The following is a 2563-nucleotide window of genomic DNA, read 5'->3' as shown; positions in this document are numbered from 1 at the left end:
ATAAGATCGCGGTCCTGTGCTGAGCAAAATGAAGGCTTAGCGTACACGACGCGTGTGAATTGTGCTGAGACGACAATAACGCTTTGTGCTGACAATGTTTGTCAAGGCTCAATTGAAATGTCCGTTATCCAGCTCAATTAAAATGACCACTTTGATCTCTCATTCTCTTTACTGATAGACTTTCCTCCGACTGAAACAACAGGATGATTGAGCCCATGCTTCGATACGAGTTAACGCCGAACAATGCAGGTTTTATACTGTGGGGAGATTCAGAAGCCCTGAATGAATTACATGAACTCATTCATTACATCGTGGATGAAAGCCCACTGATTAAAGTTAAAGACGGATTTATGTTATCCCTTGCCTATGATATTCGTAAAGCACGGGAAGGTAATCGTCGTGTTGAGCAACATCAGTATGATCAACATGATACATATAAGCTTTATGGTGTTGAGCTTTTATGGCCTCTGGTCCTGGTACAGTCCTCAATACTCAGAAACTCAATGGGTTATATTCAGACAGACAAAAACCAGCTGTCTGTCATGTATGCCTTTGAATACCTGATAGAATCAGCATTAACAGAGTCTGAGAGAACAACGTCGAATGATATTATGCTAACAGTAAAATATGCATCAGACTCTGATTTTAATTTCATTGAGGATAATATTGACAGCAGGTGCTGCTATTTTATCAGCCTATCTCCGGAGCAAAGAAAAAAGCAGTTAATCAGTATTGTTCGTTCTTTTCATTCATTATGGGGTAAGTATGCCCGTGAAAAGCAGGACATAAAGATGCTGAACGAAATGAATAATACATCATGGGTCTGGCCGGACAATATCAACTGGTGAGCAACCACTGTCCGGCCAGTGAGTACCATCAGCGGGCTCTTTTACCAAAAATGTCCTCTGAACGTGACTGAAGCTGTTTGAGTGCTTCGAGCATGTCATCATTATCCAGTGAGCGCTGGGATTTCTTCCCTTCCTGCTTTGGCCGTCGTCGGGAAGGGCCATCTCCAGCGGGAATTGACTGAGAGCGCGTGTTATCCCGCTTGCTCTGCACCAGACTGATAAACTCCAGGGTTCGGCCAAGACGCTTGTTATCGACAATCGCGCCCTGGTCGATTTCTGACAGTCGGTCGTAGGTAGAGTAGGGAAGTAGCGTACCGTTCAGGCGCAGCTCTTTTCTGCCATCAGGATAGTGATACACATCGATATATTTACCTATTGCACGGCGACTCAGTTCGCTGTCTTCAATCAGGTACAACATTTTATCATATTGTATCGTCAACGATTTTGAGACTTTACGTTTTTCACGAACAGTGAAAATAAGCCCCAGGTCCTCATCATGTTCTACAGCACGGTGTACGTCAAAATCATGTCGCGGTACTTTGCCAAAACGGCGGTTATAGTCAGCCATATAGGCCTCAGCGAAGTCATTTGCAGCCTCCATTGAACAAATGCCCTGTAACCGCAGCTCTTTGACCAGACGATCCTGTAAAGTGAGGTGAGCTCGTTCTACACGCCCTTTGGCGGGACTGGTTTCTGCACAGATAGTCTGGATGTTCAGTTCATGCATGGCTCGCCCAAACTGAGTATGCCCGTCTCCGCCTGTGGCGTGTTTATTGTTAACACGAAAAACACCGGCTTTATCGCTGTACAGTGCCAGCGGTTTACCATGCTTATCGATATAGCGCCGCGTGGCTTCGAAGTAAGAAAACGTGGACTCCGATTTAACAAACAACAGTTCCATCAGTTTGCTGGTTGCATCATCAACATAGACCAGCGCGGTGCAGGCCGGGCCACGGCCTTCAAACCAGTCGTGATCACAGCCATCTATTTGTATCAGCTCACCAGTACACGGACGCCGGTACCGTGGTTGAGGGATCCTTGCGGCACGTTGTTTACGGGGAACCCATAAGCCAGCCCGCACCATGATGCGCCGGACAGTTTCTTTGCCAAGAAACAGTCCGTGGAGTTCTTCGAGCTTTTCACGCGCCAGAGTCGGACCGAAATCAGCATAACGCGTCTTGATCAGTTCCAGAGCCTGATCTGCGAGCCCGGGTGGCAACTGGCGGTTACCACGCATGCCACATCGTCTGCTGGCCATACCAAGCGGTCCGCCTTCACGGTAACGGGCAAGAAGTCTGCGGCATTGCCTGTCGCTGATACCGAGGTGCTCGGCCGCACGGCGCGTTGTGATGCGACGTTCAATGACGTCCTGTATAATCTTGATCCGGTTGATCTCTTTCAAAGTAAACACTCCTGAGCTTTCTGCGCTCATGATATGCCTCCCGGTAGTTTAAACGGACCAGTGAAGCTTACCATAGCGCGGACATCTGAATTGAGCCACAGTGGGGTGCGGACGAATTCCTGGACCTTCAGGAGTTAATTTATGCATTCATACGAGGATCGTATCCGGGCCGTCGAACTTTATTACCGGTACGGTAAAAAGACCTCTGCGGTTGTCAGAGAGCTGGGATATCCTTCCACAAAACAGTTGAGCCGTTGGGTGCGGATTTATGAACAGAAGGGCGATTTACCCAGAGATTTAAAGCCAAGGGAAC

3 protein-coding genes are annotated in these 2563 nt (G+C 47.8%); 2 read left to right on the top strand and 1 reads right to left on the bottom strand.

The features are described from left to right. The first annotated feature begins 215 nt into the window (after positions 1-215). Positions 216-848 carry a DUF6904 family protein gene (locus HMPREF1144_RS21655; RefSeq protein ID WP_001567369.1) on the top strand — a complete coding sequence of 211 codons (633 nt, stop codon included), beginning with the start codon at positions 216-218 and terminating at the stop codon, positions 846-848. Between the two features lie 28 nt (positions 849-876). On the opposite strand, the gene HMPREF1144_RS21650 is transcribed toward HMPREF1144_RS21655, so the two are convergent. Beyond that, the gene (locus HMPREF1144_RS21650) at positions 877-2280 is read right to left on the bottom strand and encodes an ISNCY-like element ISKpn21 family transposase (protein WP_001567368.1); all 1404 of its coding nucleotides are present in this window, start codon (positions 2278-2280) and stop codon (positions 877-879) included. 111 nt (positions 2281-2391) lie between these two features. Between HMPREF1144_RS21650 and HMPREF1144_RS21645 the strand changes: the two genes are divergently transcribed. Then, positions 2392-2563 (top strand): transposase (locus HMPREF1144_RS21645; RefSeq protein ID WP_042928234.1); only part of this gene is annotated, 172 nt, incomplete at its 3' end.

Origin of the sequence: Klebsiella sp. OBRC7 (genome assembly GCF_000293135.1) — a bacterium.
GTDB classification, from domain to species: domain Bacteria; phylum Pseudomonadota; class Gammaproteobacteria; order Enterobacterales; family Enterobacteriaceae; genus Klebsiella; species Klebsiella michiganensis.
Note: the sequence above shows the minus strand (reverse complement) of the source record. Positions and strands in the feature narration are given on the sequence as shown.

Coding starts and splice junctions, on each gene's coding strand:
- HMPREF1144_RS21655 (WP_001567369.1), top strand. CDS start 216: ATGCTTCGATACGAGTTAACGCCGAACAATGCAGGTTTTATACTGTGG.
- HMPREF1144_RS21650 (WP_001567368.1), bottom strand. CDS start 2,280: ATGAGCGCAGAAAGCTCAGGAGTGTTTACTTTGAAAGAGATCAACCGG.